The sequence below is a fragment of the Moritella sp. PE36 genome, from assembly GCF_000170855.1.
Classification (GTDB): domain Bacteria; phylum Pseudomonadota; class Gammaproteobacteria; order Enterobacterales; family Moritellaceae; genus Moritella.
In genome coordinates, this window is record NZ_ABCQ01000012.1 from 18,756 (window position 1) to 36,422 (window position 17,667).

General features: G+C 36.9%; 13 protein-coding genes. 9 read left to right on the forward strand and 4 right to left on the reverse strand.

Annotation, left to right across the window (positions count from 1 at the left end; all coding sequences use genetic code 11):
* Positions 1-32 precede the first annotated feature (32 nt).
* Together PE36_RS09205 and PE36_RS09210 are read left to right on the forward strand one after the other, a co-directional pair.
* Positions 33-2,339 carry a patatin-like phospholipase family protein gene (locus PE36_RS09205; RefSeq protein WP_006031733.1) on the forward strand — a complete coding sequence of 769 codons (2,307 nt, stop codon included), beginning with the start codon at positions 33-35 and terminating at the stop codon, positions 2,337-2,339.
* Positions 2,340-2,673: 334 nt separating this feature from the next.
* Positions 2,674-4,068: an undecaprenyl-phosphate glucose phosphotransferase gene (locus tag PE36_RS09210; RefSeq protein WP_006031734.1), complete on the forward strand. Its 1,395-nt coding sequence runs from the start codon at positions 2,674-2,676 to the stop codon at positions 4,066-4,068.
* Here the strand turns inward: PE36_RS09210 and PE36_RS09215 are convergent.
* The 4 genes from PE36_RS09215 to PE36_RS09230 all read right to left on the reverse strand — a co-directional run bounded on the left by PE36_RS09215 (position 4,037) and on the right by PE36_RS09230 (position 9,440).
* The gene (locus tag PE36_RS09215) at positions 4,037-5,341 is read right to left on the reverse strand and encodes an O-antigen ligase (protein WP_006031735.1); all 1,305 of its coding nucleotides are present in this window, start codon (positions 5,339-5,341) and stop codon (positions 4,037-4,039) included. The two genes, PE36_RS09210 and PE36_RS09215, sit on opposite strands and share 32 nt — an antisense overlap.
* Before the next feature lie 74 nt (positions 5,342-5,415).
* A complete protein-coding gene (locus PE36_RS23735) occupies positions 5,416-6,462 on the reverse strand; it encodes a hypothetical protein (protein WP_006031736.1) in 1,047 nt (348 codons plus the stop codon).
* A gap of 231 nt (positions 6,463-6,693) precedes the next feature.
* On the reverse strand, positions 6,694-8,709 hold the full coding sequence (locus PE36_RS09225; RefSeq protein WP_006031737.1) for an EAL domain-containing protein: 2,016 nt from the start codon (positions 8,707-8,709) through the stop codon (positions 6,694-6,696).
* 74 nt (positions 8,710-8,783) lie between these two features.
* Positions 8,784-9,440, reverse strand: coding sequence for a transglutaminase-like cysteine peptidase (locus PE36_RS09230; protein ID WP_006031738.1), 657 nt, complete (start codon positions 9,438-9,440; stop codon positions 8,784-8,786).
* A 508-nt stretch (positions 9,441-9,948) separates the two neighbouring features.
* Here PE36_RS09230 and galU point away from each other — a divergent pair.
* The 7 genes from galU (at position 9,949) to PE36_RS09265 (ending at position 17,257) form a co-directional block, all read left to right on the forward strand.
* A complete protein-coding gene (gene galU / locus PE36_RS09235) occupies positions 9,949-10,815 on the forward strand; it encodes a UTP--glucose-1-phosphate uridylyltransferase GalU (protein WP_006031739.1) in 867 nt (288 codons plus the stop codon).
* A gap of 90 nt (positions 10,816-10,905) precedes the next feature.
* Positions 10,906-12,072: a nucleotide sugar dehydrogenase gene (locus tag PE36_RS09240; protein WP_006031740.1), complete on the forward strand. Its 1,167-nt coding sequence runs from the start codon at positions 10,906-10,908 to the stop codon at positions 12,070-12,072.
* A complete protein-coding gene (locus tag PE36_RS09245; protein WP_006031741.1) occupies positions 12,073-12,774 on the forward strand; it encodes a WecB/TagA/CpsF family glycosyltransferase in 702 nt (233 codons plus the stop codon).
* A gap of 19 nt (positions 12,775-12,793) precedes the next feature.
* Complete coding sequence (locus tag PE36_RS09250; protein WP_006031742.1) at positions 12,794-13,981, forward strand: hypothetical protein; 1,188 nt, start codon at positions 12,794-12,796, stop codon at positions 13,979-13,981.
* Positions 13,971-15,305: a lipopolysaccharide biosynthesis protein gene (locus PE36_RS09255; protein ID WP_006031743.1), complete on the forward strand. Its 1,335-nt coding sequence runs from the start codon at positions 13,971-13,973 to the stop codon at positions 15,303-15,305. The genes PE36_RS09250 and PE36_RS09255 overlap by 11 nt, the downstream gene beginning before the upstream one ends.
* Positions 15,306-15,324: 19 nt before the next feature.
* Positions 15,325-16,410, forward strand: coding sequence for a polysaccharide pyruvyl transferase family protein (locus PE36_RS09260; RefSeq protein ID WP_006031744.1), 1,086 nt, complete (start codon positions 15,325-15,327; stop codon positions 16,408-16,410).
* A 10-nt stretch (positions 16,411-16,420) separates the two neighbouring features.
* Positions 16,421-17,257, forward strand: coding sequence for a glycosyltransferase family A protein (locus tag PE36_RS09265; RefSeq protein WP_006031745.1), 837 nt, complete (start codon positions 16,421-16,423; stop codon positions 17,255-17,257).
* Positions 17,258-17,667 lie beyond the last annotated feature (410 nt).

Consider the following 17,667-nt stretch of genomic DNA (forward strand, 5'->3'; position numbering starts at 1 on the left):
GATGGATTAATTTTTAGGGTTTTCGTTAAGCTATGTTACAGATTAAACGGATTTTTGGTGCTTCATTCAAAATAGCCAATGGGTTATTACTCGCCTTCATCAGCCTGCATTTACATACTGCTATTGCTGTAGAGTTAACGTCAGATAATGACAATCATAATGAACCGCAACGACCTAAAATTGGTCTTGCGTTAAGTGGTGGTGGGGCCAAGGGTGCGGCGCATTTAGGTGTCATCAAATATTTAGAAAAACATAATATTCCGGTAGATTACGTATCCGGCACCAGCATGGGCTCATTTATCGGTGGCATGTATGCCATGGGGCGTTCGTCTGCCGAGATTGAAATCATCTTAGCCGAGTATGATTGGAGCCAAGGTTACAATGATGATGTGCCACGTGAGTCACTTTCAGTCAGAGAGAAGCAACGCCAGGATTCATTTCAAATTCAAACCAATATTGGTTTTGACGGCACCAGTGTGGAATATCCATCTGGTTTTGTTCAAGGTCAGGGCATGGCTAAGTTATTACGACTCTCAACCAATAGCTTGCCCTACGTTAGCCACTTTGACTTGTTACCGATCCCTTATCGTGCCATTGCCACTAATGTAGAAACTATGCGTGAAGTGGTATTAGACCATGGTGATCTATCCAAAGTCATGCAGGCTAGTATGTCGATTCCCGGCGCGTTAACCCCGGTTATTATTGATGGTCAGCATCTTGTTGATGGCGGCATGGTGAATAACTTACCTATTGGCATATTGCAGGAGATGGGGGCGGATATCATTATTGCGGTTGATATTGGCTCTCAGCTTTATCGCCAAGAGGAGATCACCAGTGCATTTTTAATTTTTGATCAACTCTCGAGTTCCATGACACGCACCAGTGCCAATCAACAAATCGCAAAACTCACTGAGCAAGATATTTTACTGAGTCCAGAGATCGACGGTATTGGCACTGCAGATTTTGAATTAATGCTGGATGCTGTCGACCGAGGTGAAAAAGCCGCTGGTTATGCCAGCGCTAAACTCACCGTATTGTCACTATCAGACGCTGACTATGCGATATATCTACAACAAAAACAACGTAAAAAGCAGCAGCTAGCGCAAATAGACATCATCGAAATTCATAACATTAATATTAATACCGATACCCGTCTAAGCCCGAGAGTGATCGAAAATAAGCTAAGTTTAAAACGCGGCGATAAGATCACCGTCGCTGAGTTAGAGCAGCAAGTTGATGCGCTTTATGCGTTAAATCTATTTCAAAAAGTCGATTACAGTATCACTGAAAAAAATGGTGTGCATGACTTGCATATTAATGTGGTTGAAAAAAGCTGGGGTCCTGGTTATGTCGATTTTAAATTTAACATTCAAGAGTCAACCACCAGTGATGACCGCCAACAAATAGGCTTGCAATACATACTGACTGATTTAAATCGACTGGGCGCGGAATGGCGTACCGAGTTTGTGTATGGCTCAGATTCAAACATTAGTACCGAATTTTACTCACCGATTGATTATAACCAATACTTTTTCTTTAAAGCTGGTGTACGTTTAGAAGACTATGAAAGTAAATTATATGTAAGTTCCGTTAATGATCCGGCACTAGAGCCGCTTGGTTCGGTATTTGAATATTTCCCGGTTAAAACCGAGCAAGTTGGTGTTTATGCGGAGCTAGGCGTTATCCCATTTTCTTGGGCGCAGATTGCGATAGGCAGTTATTATCAAGCGGGCAGCGCTGAAATTATTGGTGCGAATATTAACAGTGATTTTGATAGTATGGGTTGGTATGTACAAATGCGTTTAGATTCATTCGATAACATCTCTTTTCCAACAAAAGGGTTTAAGCTTGATTCTGATGTTTACATTGATACCGGCGATTATTTAAATAGTAACGAAAATAATGTATTTTTTAGTTTGGATTGGCGTAATGCAGTGTCTTTCAATCGCTCGACCGTTGAGTTTAAAGCATCGATGGCGAGTTATGATGGTCCGCCTATTTCCCCAACCTTTCAAGTCGGGCTCGGTGGTTTCCAAAATCTATCGGGCTATGGTATTAACGAGATCACCGGTAATTATAAAGGTCTGGTGGCATTAATCTATCGTCATCGCTTATTGGATAATAATCTTGGCGCATTTTCATTCCCGCTGTATGTGGGCGCGTCAATTGAACAGGGTAATGTGTGGAATAATAAAGATGACGTCAGCTTTGCTTCAACCATTTCTGCCGGTAGCGTATTTATTGCCTTAGATACCGGTATCGGTCCGGTGATGTTGTCTTACGGTTATGCCGAAGGTGGCCATGCTTCGGGTTATCTGTTTATTGGTAACAACTTTTAATTACTCACTCGTGTGACTTTCAATATGACGCCATACTTTGCTCGTTATTTGTAACGGGAAAAGTATGGCGTTATATATGCAGCATCATGATTTACATTAGACATCGCGTTATTTTTCCTTTTATATGCTTTCAGCGTTAACCTTCAATTAAGACCTAAATACCTAAGTAATAACTTTGCGTAACATTAACCCGTCGACGCAGCACGTTATTTGGATGTTATTATTCAATATTGAAGTATGAATCTGCATTTAATGCATTGATAGCACTGGTTTTTTGTATAGTACTAACACAAGTAGGAACCTGGTTTCAATAATTTAATACGGACATTAAATAATGAAAGCATCGAGAACATTTAAAATTAGTAGTAATACATATTCTTTTTTATATCGCTTATTAGATATAGCTACCATCGTGGGATCATTTTGGTTGGCACTGGCTATTTATGGCATCACGTCACATGATAATTATCTTATCGCGATGTTAATTACCTTGGTTGTGTATTTATATACGGCTGAGTTCTTTGAAATTTATAGAACCTGGCGGGTAAATCAATTTCAACAAATGGTATTAACATCATGGGCCGCGCTTATTGTCGCTTTTCTTTCTTTAATTCTGTCATTATTTTTAGTTAAGCAAACCAGTGATTTTTCGAGAGTTACTATCGCCATTTGGTTTGCTCAGGTATTTGTACTGATGTTTTCGTGGCGTTACCTTAATCATAAATTGAAAGTAACACGTCGTAAATTAGGTTTTAATTTACAAAAGATGGCTATTATCGGCGCAACAGAACGCGGCGAGAAACTCTTTAATGAAGTCGCTAAGCACAATGAACTCGGCTATGATTTTGTTGGTTTTTATGATGATCGTGATGAATCGAGAACGTATAATAATTTAACTATTATGGGTGATATTGACCAAGCGGTTGATGAAGCCCGTGATGGTAAGGTCGACGTACTCTTTATCGCGTTACCGAGTATTGCAGAGCAGCGACTATTAGATATTATATCAAAATTGGGTGATACCACCGTGGATGTTCATATTGTACCTGATCTGGTGATGTCTGGTTTAATGCATGCTCGTATTGATCATATCGGCCATGTCGATACGCTTAGTGTGTTTGAATCACCCTATTTGGGCGCAAAGAATTGGATCAAGCGCTTGGAAGATATCATTGTTAGTCTACTGATCATATTGTTGATCGCACCTATTCTACTCGCCATTGCCGTAGGCATTAAGCTCACCTCAAAAGGTCCGGTATTATTCAAACAACGTCGTTATGGCTTACGTGGCGAAGAAATTCTGGTATGGAAGTTCCGTTCTATGACGGTAATGGAAGATAGTGACAAAGTGATACAAGCAACAAAAAATGATGTGCGGATCACCCCCTTCGGTGGATTCTTACGCCGAACTTCTTTAGATGAACTGCCGCAATTTTTTAATGTATTGGCTGGGGATATGTCTGTCGTTGGTCCTAGGCCTCATGCTGTTGCCCATAATGAAGAATACCGAGGGCAGGTGCAATATTATATGTTGCGTCATCAGGTAAAACCTGGGATCACCGGATGGGCACAAATAAGTGGTTGGCGTGGAGAAACCGATACCTTAGAGAAAATGGAAAAACGTATTGAGTTTGATTTACAATATATCCGTCACTGGACTGTATTTTTCGATATTAAAATTATCTTCTTAACCATATTTAAAGGTTTTGTGAATAAGAACGCGTATTAAGCCTGCCCACAACCAAACTCAATGATAAAATACTCACAAACATCACCGCAATAGCCGGTGATTGCAACGAAAAATCAACCGTTGAATGTAACAGCATATGTAATATCGCAATACAGGACCCAAACGCAATACCTTGAAATAAAGGGGTTCGCCTTGTTTTCATGGTGCGTACTGATAGTAATAAGCAGTACAGCATCATACCACCTAACATCAGCGTTATCGGTAAGCCTAACTCTACTGCGAACTGAATATAATCATTGTGTGCATGATCGTAAAAGCCCGAATACACCTCTGGATGATAACGCGGAAAGCTTGAATAGAAACTACCACCACCGCTGCCAAATATTGGCTGGTCTTGGATCATAGGCAATGCATCTCGTACGACTTCATCGCGCGTTTCGGATGCTAGCGATGTTTCCACTAAACGTTGTTTTATTTTTTCAACGCCAAAAATAGAGCCAATTAAAATTAAATCTAACACAAAGAAGCTAATGATTAATAGCTTGAGGTTTTTCGGCGGATTGTTATAGATAAACAATGCAAGCAAGCTCACCGCGGCTAACGCCATAAAGAATGCTGAGTTGCCCATCCGTGAACGCGTTAAAATTAAACCGATAAACATAATGATCAAGCCCAAGCGGATCACCATCTTAGCGCTTAATAATATGTTGGCTAAGGCTCTAATTCTATCTCGCAGGCGAGAGCGGTTATGATCGTAGGATAATTGGCTGATCAAAATACCAATGCCAATTGATAACGTTAGCGCTAAATAGTTGGCCAGTTGGTTTTGATATACAAACGTACCATTCGCTCTATTACCATAAGGAATACCAAATACCGGACTGGGGCTGCCCACACTCAAGTTTAACCAGCTAGCGTAAATACCTTGATATACACCGGCTAAGAACAAGGCTAATGCAAATTGGTAGACTGTTTTTTTGTCGGTCACATAACAGCAAATTAACCACGCGAGTAACGTTAAGGCTAAGGTCTTTAATAACATCAACTGTGTCGCGGTTGGGTCTAAAGACAGTCCGGCTAAGACTTGTAATAGCAACCATACACAAGTCACAGTTAGAGGGATTAATACCGGCAGCGAATAGCGAGGCGGAAGGAGCGGTTTATCGCGTTTTACTACCGTCATTAGATGAAAAATAAAAATAGCAAAAATCCAAAATTCGATACTTGAACTTGCCCAAATACGATTCGCGCCTAGCGGGATCGGCGCATAAAAAATGACAGCGCAAATGTTATAAAAAATAAAATTTTGCAAGATATAGCACCTAATAAAAAAAAGACCCTAAAAGGGCCTTTGAAAATACGTATTTTTTTCATCAATTACGATGTTTAAACGTTCTTCGAGATACCACCATTGCCACCATTACCTGGATTATTTGGTGTTTTACGTGGTGAGACGCCAGCAGCAATCGCTGCCGCTACGTCGGCGGCTCTCGCGGCTGCTACTTCCGAAACTGTTAATCCAACCGCAGATTCAGGACCTGCTGCTGTGGCTTCTGATACTAACGTCGCATCGATACCCTGGGCGACGGCTAATGCAACAACCGTATCTGAGTCAACGCCAGCCTCAACCATCGCTGCCGCAACTGATTGAACTAAAAGTGGATCGTCACCGCTGCTTGCAAGTATATTGGATAATAGTATTTCCATTTCTTCGACACTGCTCATCAATGCAAATGCTTGTGCAATAATTTCTTGGGCATTAGCTGGATCATTAGCAATGGCTTGAATAATTAACTCAGCTGGTGATAATTCAGCAGTCACACTGTCAACTTCAGTCGGTAAACTGGCTAATGTGATGGTGTTTTCTGTATTTGATAATGCGGGCAAATTTTCTTGCACCATTGATTCTGCTTGTGCAAGTTCGTTGCTAATAACAGGGGCGGTATTGTCTTTAGTAAGTGGCTCAGCTTGTGTGAGTTCGTTGCTAAGAACAGGGTCGGTATTGTCTTTAGCAATTGGCTCTGCTTGTGCGATTTCGTTGCTAATAACAGGGTCGGTATTGTCTTTAGCAATTGGCTCAACTTGTGCGAGTTCGTTGCTAATAACAGGGTTGGTATTGTCTTTAGCAATTGGTTCTGCTTGTGCGAGTTCGTTGCTAATAACAGGGTTGGTATTGTCTTTAGAAATTGGTTCTGCTTGTGCGAGTTCGTTGCTAATAACAGGGTTGGTATTGTCTTTAGCAATTGGTTCTGCTTGTGCGAGTTCGTTGCTAATAACAGGGTTGGTATTGTCTTTAGCAATTGGTTCTGCTTGTGCGAGTTCGGTGCTAGTCACTGCGTCCGTATTTTCTGTCGTTGCAACGTCTGCCGCTGTCGCGAGTATAGGGGCACTCAATGATGTAAGAAGTAAACTAGCTAAAGTTAGTTTTTTCATTAAATAAATTCCTTATCTATAGATATAGTTAACAGGTAAGTATTTAACAACTGCCTACGTACCTAATCAGTAATATGCTACCATGAAAATCATTGGTTTTTAAAGCTGTTTAGCTTAGTGGTTTATAGTTAAGTCATTGAATATTAATAATATACCGACACTTATATCATCTTGGTTGTTAATCGCTACATTAGCCGGATAAACCGATATACATGGTTGTCATTAACGAAATTATGGTTGCATCGACTCTTCAATGGTTGCGTAAGTCATTGCATGGCTGGATTTAGCTAATTCGAATTGCTTATGAATGTAGATACCTTGGGCGGCATCGCAATTTAGTTCTTTAATTAGGTTAAAAATACTTTCGCTTTCAATATGTGCAGCTAACACTTTAATACCGACACTGTGAGCAATTTGAGTAATAGCCTGAATAAAAGCGTTGTTCTCTGGTTCTACATCAAGGTGGCGAATATAAGAGCCATCAATTTTTAAGTATTGAATATTTAGCCCTTTTAAATATTTGAATGAGGTAAAGCTAGAACCGAAATGATCAATGCAGACTTTAATGCCGAGTGAGTTAACAACGGTAATGAAAGCGCTACTTGATTCGATAGACGACAGTACGGCATCTTCATTCACTTCAAAGACTAAGTGAGGTAATTTCTCGCGATTTATCGCATAGAAATTGGTTAACCAATGCCTAAACGCTAAGCAGTGCAGGGACTGATTGGTTAAGTTAATACCTATTACATCAAAACGGTCATTAAGGTTAAGCTGCGCTAATTTTAGTAACACAATTTTGTCTAACGCTTCAGATTTATTTAAACGTTCTGCCATCGCAAATAACTGGCTGTTAGGTAGATGTATTTTTTCAAATAAGAATTGGCTAAATATCTCATGGTATAAGGGGGTATTAGCATCACACATTACCGTTGGTTGGCACACCAATTCAACCTCATTATTGGCCACTAAGGTGTCGATGATATGGCTCCATTGTTGAAAACCAAAATCTGGTGAGTTTGTCCCGTCAGTATAAATAATACCTTGTTTATTGGACGATAATTCTTGTGTATGCAAGGTATCAAGCTTGGCTAACAAGTTTGATACCTTTTCGGTTTGAGTAAATGATGTCGCAATCACATTTGCAAAGCCGTCGCTGTATGCTAACGAATTTAACATAACGAACTGTGTATTGAGTTGATGGCATATATCAATACTGCCCACATCACTACTCTTAATCGTAAACAGCAAGCTACCCCCGTGTGAACGAAATAACTGAGTGATCATTATGGACTTAAATATGGCTTGAATGACGGCCACCGCGCGTTTTATATAGTCGTCACCAGCATGATAACCAGATTGAGCATTAATGGTATTCAATGAGGGCAACAATACCATGCCGATAATATATTGTTCATCATGGCTCATGGTGTGCTGTAAATGACTAAAGTGTTTGTCGAATGCTTTTCGATTCCCTAACTCAGTGAGTGGATCGATATAAATTTGACGACGGAGTGTTTCTGCATGTTGATTTAGCTCATCAAAATTAGCTTGGATATTAGTCACCATGTTATTCATGGCGGTAGTAACAGAGCTGATTTCACGTGTAAAAGCAGTATTATTAATCAGTGGGAATTGTTTTTGACATACTAAATTGGCTTGCTGCTCTAACTTGGCTAATGGGGCTAGTACAGCTCTAATAATATAATGGGCAAGTAATAATGATATAAATGAAATGATCAATGATAAGAAAAAATGATCACGAGTTTGCTGCCATAGATTTGCATAGGATACGCCGGTATTCGCTTGCACGCTTAACTTTGCCACGATATCCCAACCGTCATTAATTTCAGAGAATACAATAGGGGCAGCTAAGGTATTGGTATTCATAAAGTGGCTGGGCACCCCTTCAACATAATCATCATTGTAAGCAGAAAATATGACGCTATCGGCTAAGTCAGTCAAAATGATCGATTGGTAATAACCGGAATCAAAAATTGCCGAGATCATGGTTTCTGCAATGACAATATTGTCTTTATCCATATAAGGAGAAATAGATAAACCTAAGCTGGTGGCCGTATCTTGTGCGTGTGATTGTAATTGTTGGTTGAGATAATCGCGGGTGGTTTTGACATTGATGATTTGCGAACCGATAAAACTAATGGTTACGATAGTTAAAATAAGGGTATAGAGTTGGGTACTCAAACTGAGCTTAGATTTATTGATAAAACAGTTCCTTTGTTTCATTAAATACACTTTCTATTGAGGCGTGATGCTTAGCAGGGTAGCAGATATTATTTTAAATAAAGGCTGAGTTAATGCTAAATATTATTTTTTTCAATTTTGGTCACAAGATCTCGCCATGCTGATACGCCGCGACTATTGGTTACTTTCTTCCCTCGACCTTTGGCCTTTGCTGTCCATAAACCTTGGCCATTAAAGCTGTAAATTGGTTTTAAATCTCGACGTAAACTGGTCGGTAATATCTGCGGATTAAAATTGTCTAATACCACCGTTTTTGCTGTTTTATTTTCGGTATATAACAATACCATGTGCGGCTGATTAACCTTGAGATGGCGAACGTACATTAAGCGTAATTTTTCTTCAGGGATGCCTAACGCGATCAAGCTAAAGAATTTAGCAATCACAAAATCTTCACAATCTCCCATGCCTTGGCCAATTGTTTCGGCTGGTGAAGCCCAATAGTCGGGTTTTTTCCAGAGTTCGCTATCGGTTTTGTAAATAATTTCACGATTAAAAAAATTATTTATTTTATTCACTTTATCCCAATCCGAGCTTAATTTTGATGATTCGAGAAGTGACTGCCAGCGTTTAGCTCTTGCAGTTGCATCATCACCATATTCCAATGTTAATTGGTTATAAAAATCATAACTAAAAGATTGGCTGATATATGCGGTGGCCGGAGAGGCACTAAGCGCGATAAATAGGCAAGGTAAACGCAGGTGTTTTACAATCATGTTTTATAAAGATCCATCTAACAGTTGTAATTTATAGATAAAATAATAGTAGAAATAACTAAAAGCATGAGTAAGCCATTCTAAATAATAAGACTTATCTCATACTAAAACAGACTATTATGTTGCTTGTCCTCGTAATACTGATAAATCGTAAATTATTTATCAGTATTAGCGGATAGTGTTTGAATTCAGTGATTTTTGTATCAGATTATTCAATCTATTCTCATTGTTAAGTATGAAATTAATCTAATAAATCATTGAGCTATAGATAAATTAGAGTGTTTATTGTAACTTCGCTGTCGAGGGATATTAGCTAGCGCTAATATTTTCATAATATATTTAGCATCATAATTAATAAGGATTATTACTTTTTTTGTTAATTTAGTGCGTAAATAGCCCATCTTATTATTTTATATTATACCGCGCATGCTTATTTTCTAATGTTAAAGTTTTTTTTGCCTATGTGTGAATATATAAGAGTTAGTAATGAAATTGATAGGAACTTCTCATGATCAAAAAATGTTTATTCCCTGCAGCTGGTTACGGCACACGTTTTTTACCAGCCACAAAATCAATGCCAAAAGAAATGATGCCTGTCGTCAACAAGCCGTTAATTGAATACGGCGTTGATGAAGCGATTGAAGCGGGTATGAACGGCATGTGTATTGTGACAGGTCGCGGCAAACATTCATTAATGGACCATTTTGATAAAAACTACGAGTTAGAAGATCAAATCAAGGGTACCAACAAAGAAGAATTACTTGATGATATTCGTGAAATTATCGAATCGGCGCACTTTACCTACATTCGTCAACGTGAAATGAAAGGCTTAGGTCATGCCATTTTAACGGGGCGGGAACTTGTGGGTGACGAACCGTTTGCGGTGGTACTTGCCGATGACCTTTGTGTCAATGAAGGCAAAGGCGTGCTCGAACAAATGGTGGCACTGTACAAGCAATTTCGTTGTTCTATTGTTGCTGTGGAAGAGGTACCTGCTGGCGATATTCATAAGTATGGTGTTATTGCCGGTGATCAAATCCGTGACGATCTGTACCGTGTTACGGACATGGTAGAAAAACCCGCTAAAGGCACTGAACCAAGCAACCTTGCGATTATTGGCCGTTATATTCTTACGCCAGATATCTTTGAGTACATTGAGAATACCCAACCCGGTAAAGGTGGTGAGATCCAAATCACCGACGCATTATTAAAACAAGCGCAAGAAGGTTGTGTCATTGCATACAAGTTTAAAGGTAAACGGTTTGACTGTGGCTCAGTAGAGGGCTACATCGATGCGATCAACTACTGTTACGAAAACGTATATCTACAAGATTCGAAAGCAGAATTAGGTAAAAAGAAAACCGAAAAGAAATAATAAGAATTAGGTTAGACACAGTAGTTTTAAAGAAAACTATTGGCGATAAATGACAGCGGAGTCTGTCATCTTCATACATCAGGGAAGTTTATGAATATTACGATAGCAGGGACTGGCTACGTTGGTCTGTCAAATGCGGTGTTATTAGCCCAGCATAATAACGTTATAGCACTTGATATTATTGCCGATAAAGTCGCATTAATTAACGACCGAAAATCACCGATTGCGGATGCCGAAATAGAAGACTTCCTCGCCAATAAAGCCTTAAACTTAACCGCGACGACTAATAAATATGACGCTTACGAAAATGCGGATTATGTCATTATTGCGACGCCGACAGATTATGATTCAGAGAATAACTATTTTGATACTTCATCAGTAGAAGCGGTGATTAAAGATGTCATGTCAATTAACCCTACCGCGATCATGATCATCAAATCCACTGTGCCAGTGGGTTATACCAAACGTATTAAGCAAAAACTCTGCTGTAGTCACATTATCTTTTCTCCGGAGTTTTTACGCGAAGGTAAAGCGCTGTACGACAACTTACACCCCTCGCGTATTATCGTCGGTGAACAGTCGGAACGTGCAGAAGTATTTGCTGGTCTACTTGCTCAAGGGGCTATTAAACAAAACATCGATATTTTATTCACTGATTCAACCGAAGCTGAAGCGGTGAAACTGTTCTCCAATACTTACCTGGCAATGCGGGTATCTTACTTTAATGAATTAGATACCTATGCTGAAACCCACGATCTAAATGCGCGTCAAATCATTGAAGGTGTTGGACTCGACCCACGTATCGGCAATCACTACAACAACCCCTCATTTGGTTATGGCGGTTATTGCTTACCTAAAGACACTAAACAACTACGGGCAAACTTTGAAGATGTGCCAAACACATTAATTAGCTCGATAGTTGAATCTAATACCGTGCGTAAAGACCACATCGCTTTTTCTATTATCAACAAGCAGCCCAAAGTGGTGGGTATTTATCGCCTGATTATGAAAACTGGCTCGGATAATTTCCGCGCATCGTCTATTCAAGGCGTGATGAAACGGATTAAAGCGAAAGGCATTGAAGTGATTATTTATGAACCGGTGTTAACCGAAGACACCTTCTTTAACTCTCAAGTCATTACTGATCTTGACGCGTTTAAAGCAATGTCAGATGTGATTGTATCGAACCGTATGGAAGCTGCGTTGCAAGACGTGGTTGATAAGGTTTATACCCGTGATTTGTTTGGTAGTGATTAGATGTCAATGCTAAACATTGTTTCTCAAAAGGTAACTGATGAAAATGAAAAAAGTGGCTTATCATTCTTTTTAAACCCTTATAGTTATTTGGAACTTCGCAAACAGCAAAATTTATTGTCTAGTGCTGATAATATTTATATTGATGGGCAATGGTTATGTCATTTTTTAAAGTGGTCTGGCGTTACCAATGTTAAACGTCGTAGCTTCGACAATTCCTCTTTAGCGCCGGACGTATTTTCTCTTGCTGAAAAGAATAAATCGAGAGTGTCCGTAATTGGTTCTGATTATGAATCGGCGGTAAAATTCAAACAATATCTACTTAATCAATATCCAAATCTGGAGCTTGTTATGTCTAGAGATGGCTATTTTAAAGATGATAAAGAAGTCAGACAAACTCATTTAGACATTATTGATAAGCAAGTAGATCTTCTTATTGTTGGAATGGGTGTTATCCGACAAGAACAATTTTTAAAAGATTTGAAAGAATTAGGTTGGAATGGATCTGGGTATACTTGTGGTGGTTTTATGCACCAAACTGCTGGTAAAGGACATGATTACTATCCGAAATGGATTGATAAGTGGAATTTACGTTTTATATATAGAATTTGGGATGAGCCAAAATTATTTAGGCGATATACGATCGATTATGGAAAATTTGTTGGGATGTTTTTGACTGACATCGTAAACATGAAACAAAAATAATATGTAGGCGTTAAATTGTATGTTTCTGAATAATAGTAAGTTTATGCTTTTCCATATAGGTTTAGTTGTTTTAAATGTATTGCTATTTCATCTTATAGGGGGAAAAGCAACATTAGTATCGCCTATTTTTGATTTATATATATTATTAATATTCATTCTAGTATCAATGTCTTACGGCATTTTTTTTAGCCGGAAAACTATGTTGATATTAATATTAACGTTGTTTTATTTCAGTATTTATGTAGTTAGATATTATTTTTTTAATGATTTTGGTTATAAAAATAATTATGAACTCGTGAGATCTTCAAGGTTTATATATTATTTGATTATGTTTATTTTTATATCTGAAGTGTCAATTAATCGGACTGGAACAAAAGTAATATTACAGCTAACAGATTTCCTTAATTTTTCTAAGCTATTTTTTTACACTTTTTTATTCAGTTACATTTTTCAAGTAGTTTTTTTAGGAGTGGAAAGGCCTAAGCTTTATTCTGAAAATAACTATGAAATACCATCATTGTTGATCTTGTATTCAATCTATTTATCTATAGCAACTAAAAGTAAAATAGATTTACCTCGTCGTTCATTTGTTTCACTTTTTGTATATGCAGCAAGTCTCGTGTCTTTGTCTAAATCGGGTGTGTTGGAAGCCATGTTTGTTTTTGTAAAAAGTAGAATGAAAACAATATCTGTGGTGAACATCTCAACATTTGTTATGACATCAATAATATCCATACTGACTGTTTACATTATTTTTAATTTGAGATCATCAGGGAATGACTTTTCTGAAATTGATAGGATGTTGTTTTTGAATGTTTTTATTAGTGTTGTTAGTGAGTTTGAATTTGTAGAATACTTATTTGGTAAAGGTTTGGCTAGAGAAATGCCTTTGTATTCATGCATTGAGTTGAAGTATTGGGCTACCGCAATTTCGGAAGACTTTAGTTATTGTAATGCCACCGTATTTCATTCATTTTTATTAAAATCACTTTATGAATTTGGAGTTATAGGTACCTTGCTATTTTTATCTACGTGGTTTTATTTTCTAAGTCGATTTTATGGTTTAAGTCTTGGGATTTCAATTTTCACTATTATATTTATCTGTTCGTTATCTGTGACTGGATTTAGTAACTCAATTGTGATTTGGGTTGTTTTTCTAGGGACTATAATCGATTTTAATTATAGAGATTATAAAGATGAATATTAAGAACATTTTTAAAAATTCAGTTGGAGAGTCAATTTTGGCTTTCGGATTGAAGATAGGCAGTGCATTAGTCGGTTTCTACATGTTTGCGATGATAGCATCAAAATTAGGTTCGTCTGAATTTGGTGATTTCACTGTGATGTTTAGCGTGGTTATGTTTTTTTCTACTCTCAATAGTTGTGGTTTACAAAGTTTAATCATTAAGTATTTCCCTCGATACGAAGTGGCTAAAGATAGTGAACTATTGTCGGGCTTAGTATTTTTTTCCTGTGTAGTATTTATTTTTATCTCGGTTGTAAACTTTATACTTTTTAGTGCTATCTATGAATATCTAAACTTACCATTAGACAATACTGCCAAATCATATATGTATCTATTTGTCGTATCCTTTGCGTTTAGTCATGTATTAATTGCGCTGATGCGGGTCTTAGATAAGACCCTTTTAGGGTTATTTCTTAGAGATTTTTTGTGGCGAGTATTGGTCACTATATTACTACTTTCTTGTCTTGTTTATACTGTTGCTAGTGATGTATTAGTTGTTATGTCCCTGTCTATACTGCCAATTATATTAGTAGGTTTAGTTATTACAGTTCGCCAATTGAGCCGCCATATAACCATATCAAATGACATCGCATTGAAAAAATGGAGCGTTGAATCAAGTAGCTTTTGTTTGATCCTCGTAGTTTCAAGTGCGGATATATATATATATACAATGTTAATTAGTCAGTATTTAGATGCTGTTGAAGTTGGTGTTTTTTTCACTTCGATTAAGATCGCAGAGTTAATAAATCTTGTTTTTATATCTGTCGCTTTGGTCTTTTCTACCAAAATATCTAAAGCAATAGCATCAAAAAATACAGAGCTGACACAAATACTGTGTCGGTTAGCGGTATTGATAGCAGGATTACCATCAATTGGCTTCGCATTTTTAATTTTTGCTATGTCTCCTTTTTTATTACAGTTGTTTAGTCCTGAGTATGTTGAGTATAGCGAAGTCTTATTTATAGTATTGAGTGCTGTTTTACTTAATGCTTTATCTGGTGTAACTGGCTTGGTTATGCAATTAACGGGTAAGCACTGGTTGCTGCTCATATTACAAAGTTTTTTCCTTGGCATTGCTATTTTTCTTTGTCCATTTTTTATGGATTTATTTGGTGTTTTAGGGGTTGGATATGCTTACTTTTTATCAAAAGGGTTGTGGAATATAGTAGTTGTTATTTACTTATACAAAGTTGAAAAAATTAACACTTCGTTTTTATCAGTTGGTTTTTATTTCGTGAATAAGAATGAAATTGTAAATGATTTTAAGCGTATTTCTTTAAGTTAAAAGTTAGTTAGGGAAGATAATGAGTCAGTTTTCATTTTTTAGTCTTAAAACACAGTTTGAAAATGTTGGTGATGCACTAATAAATCGTGAAATGATTAATTTAGCATCGGAACATTCTGATATATATTTGGATTTAACGCGATGCCCAAAAGATTTTTGTGACACTCTGAATGTTTGTAATGAAAATGAAATCAATATTATCAGATTTGGTTTTGCACATCTTTTTATTATGATGTTGTCTAAGCGGCTAAAAGGACATGAATGTTATTATTTTTTAAGTCCTGGAGGGTATTTTGGCGAAGTTTATGGGGGGGAACACATTAAACGATGGATAAATACTCTTGTACTTTTCATTCTTAGCTTATTTGGTATTAAGATTTGCCATGTTGGGGTTTCTTATGAACGTTTAGGTAAAAAATTCTCTCGATTGATTAGAGTAAGGAATAAATTTATCCATGCTCATGTTGTTAGAGATAAAAAGAGCCGAGATTACCTTCAATGTTTGGATATCCATGTTACTGATGTATCACCTGATTTGGCATTCAATATTTTTAATGATGACTTGGTAACTGACACTAGAAATGATTTTTGCTTTTCATATCGAACGGATCAAGATCATGAACAATTGGAGTTAGCTAAAACCATTATAAACCAATTTGACTTAACAGCGGATGAGAATGCTACTTTCTATTTTTATGTTCAAGTTGAAAGAGATAGAGAGGGAATGAAAAGTTTATACGAGTATTTTTCAAGAAAATCATCTCGAAATTGTAAGTATATAGAAGTAATAGGAAGTATTGACGAAAGTTTGATGTTTTTTAACAAAATTAGTTATGTAATATCAAATCGTTTGCACGTGCTTCTTATGTCAGGAAGTCAACATTGCTACTTAATTTCAAATACATATAAAGATTTCAATAATAAAATAGTTGGAATAATAGAGCAGTTATCTGGTAAACCAACTGATCTATACGATATGTCAAAAAATTCACTAGAGTTAGCCCAAGACGCAATATCACGTCGATACTTAATCCATAGAGTGGGGTTATCAGAAAAAGAACTTTTGAAAGAGTGCTTTGCTAGTTTGTACCGTTTAACTAAATAATAGGGATATTATGTTAGCAACAGTTGTTATACCTGCTCGAGGCCGATCTGAATTGCTTGATCGAACTGTTAAATCTATAAAAAATTGTAGTGGTTCTGATGATGTTGAAATAATAATTATCGATGATTTCTCTGAACGTAAGATCACCTGTGAGTATCTTACCAGCCAAGACTCTATTGTTTATTTATCTGAAAATTCAGGTGCAGCAGTAGCGAGAAATATAGGTATAGATAATGCGAAAGGCGATCTGATTTACCTAATGGATAGTGATGATTACATCATAGAGAGAGACTTTGTAACGGACCATAAAAGATATAAGGATACGAATTGTTTATGGTTTTCCGACATACAATCGCAAGGATTTAAATCTAACTATCCGGAAGAAATTTTTATTAAAGATTTCTTCAATTCTATTTTTTTTAAATTTCCACATGTGTGCCAAACATCATCACTTTTTTTTGACCGAAAATTAAATATTAAGTTTGATGAATCCCTTCCAAAACATCAAGATTGGGACTTTGTTTTATTTTCAGCTTTAATTGAAGGCACTAAAGTGAAAAAAGGTAATGGAACAATATTTTTTGATCGTGGTGACCGAAAATCGTTATCAAGGGGGAGTAAGGGCGATCTATCAAATGTATGGTATTCGAAATTATTAGGGGCAGTTGATAGAGACTTTAATTTTAATCAGATCAGATATTTTTTGTTTTCACAATATTTATCTAATTACAAATGGAGTCAATTTACGTCTAATTCACTTAAATTAATTCTCACAAATAAAGCGAGTGTAAAAGCTGTTTTGATTAAATTGTGTCATCGATTAATAGCGATAATGAAACTAATTTAGAGAAAAATGATTTATCAAAGACTCAGAAACACCAGTTTAAGATAATGCCTCTCGTTTAGTATTTTCGTGAATAGCGGCACAACAATAGCTTTGCAGTAACTGATGTCATATTAAGATTGTGTTCAAGTTTTTTATTCTCAGAGTTTAGATCCCGATTGTAGCCTGCATTTTTTAATTACGAATATCGTCAGGCTATTCATTTGACATTCATTAGTTCTTAATGCAAATAGATAAGGCTAGTTTTACTGTTATATGACTCATGTAAAACTCCATCTTCGGTCGGTGAGGCTCACTTCATTACGAAACAATTTAAGGTTTGTTTACGTGAACATTTTTCAATGATAGTCCAGACCGTAACCAATTTAACTGATGTTGGTTAATTGTTCGCGCGTTTTGTTCATCAGTGGTAC